The organism is Pseudomonas sp. MWU13-3659 (genome assembly GCF_023757525.1).
GTDB lineage: Bacteria > Pseudomonadota > Gammaproteobacteria > Pseudomonadales > Pseudomonadaceae > Aquipseudomonas > Aquipseudomonas entomophila_E.
This window is the reverse complement of record NZ_JAMSHW010000078.1, coordinates 1-1,365: the sequence shown is the minus strand read 5'-3', so window position 1 is coordinate 1,365 and position 1,365 is coordinate 1. Positions and strand designations below refer to the sequence as shown.

Below are 1,365 nucleotides of genomic sequence, written 5' to 3'. Positions count from 1 at the left end.
GAGGGTGTCAGAAATTTTGTGTTCGGGCATAACATGAGCAAGAGGTGCATGTATGCCAACCAAAAAGAAACCGCTTCGAGAGTTACCAAAGGTCCCGAAAGAGCTTCTTGAACAGTTTTCCGCGAACCCACTGATGACCGCAGAGGCTATCGAAGAGGCTTCTGCCGCCTTCAAGAAAGCACTGATCGAACGAGCCCTGAACGCCGAGCTTTGCCATCACCTGGGCTATCCTCCGGGCGCGCAGCGCCCAGAGGATGAGACCAACCAGCGCAACGGCAAGAGTGGTAAGACCGTGCTAACAGGCGATGGCCCGCTACGCCTGGATATCCCTCGGGACCGGGACGGCAGCTTCTCGCCCATCCTGATCCCCAAACATGAGCGCCGTTACACCGGCTTCGACGACAAGATCATCGCCATGTACGCCCGTGGAATGACGGTCAGAGAGATCCGGGCATTTCTGTCTGAGCAATACGGCACGGACGTTTCACCCGATTTCATCAGCTCTGTGACAGACGAGGTCATGGAAGAAATTGGCGCGTGGCAACAGCGGCCATTGGAGCCGATGTACCCGGTCATTTTCTTTGATGCGCTGCGGGTGAAGATTCGCGAAGAAGGCCTGGTGCGCAACAAGGCCATTTACTTGGCTTTGGGCGTTCTACCCGACGGGACGCGCGACATCCTGGGCATCTGGATCGAGAACACTGAGGGTGCGAAGTTCTGGATGAAGGTGTTCAACGATCTCAAGACACGTGGCGTCGAGGACGTGCTGATTGCCGTGACCGATGGCCTTAAAGGCATGCCTGAAGCCCTCAGTGCCGTGTTTCCAGAGACGACGTTGCAGACGTGCATCGTGCATCTGATCCGCAACAGCCTGGACTACGCGGCTTGGGACAAACGGCGCGCACTGGCCAAGGAGCTGAAACCGATTTACCAAGCCATCAATGCCGAAGCGGCTGAGCAAGCACTCGATGAGTTTGAGAGCGGGCCGTGGGGTGAAAAATATCCAACGGTGGTGGCTGCCTGGAGACGCGCCTGGGATCGCGTGATTCCATTCTTTGTCTTCCCGCCCGCCATCCGGAAGGTGATCTATACCACCAACGCTATCGAGAGCATCAACGCCCAGCTACGCAAGGTCATCAAGACTCGCGGACATTTCCCGAATGATGACGCAGCGACCAAACTGATTTGGCTGGGATTGCGCAACATAACAGCCAATTGGGGAAAACCGGCCCATGATTGGAAAAACGCGATGAATCAATTTGCGATTCTGTACGGAGATCGGTTTATCAGGCCAACCTGGTGAGAATCAGGGCCTGCCTGACGGCAGGCCGTTACCGGCCCGCACACAAAAAATCTGACAGTCCC

Annotated in this window: 1 protein-coding gene; it reads left to right on the top strand. The window is 56.1% G+C overall.

Going from position 1 to position 1,365, the window contains the following annotated elements:
• The first annotated feature begins 52 nt into the window (after window positions 1-52).
• On the top strand, window positions 53-1,303 hold the full coding sequence (locus NGM28_RS28355) for an IS256 family transposase (RefSeq protein WP_252092537.1): 1,251 nt from the start codon (window positions 53-55) through the stop codon (window positions 1,301-1,303).
• Window positions 1,304-1,365 lie beyond the last annotated feature (62 nt).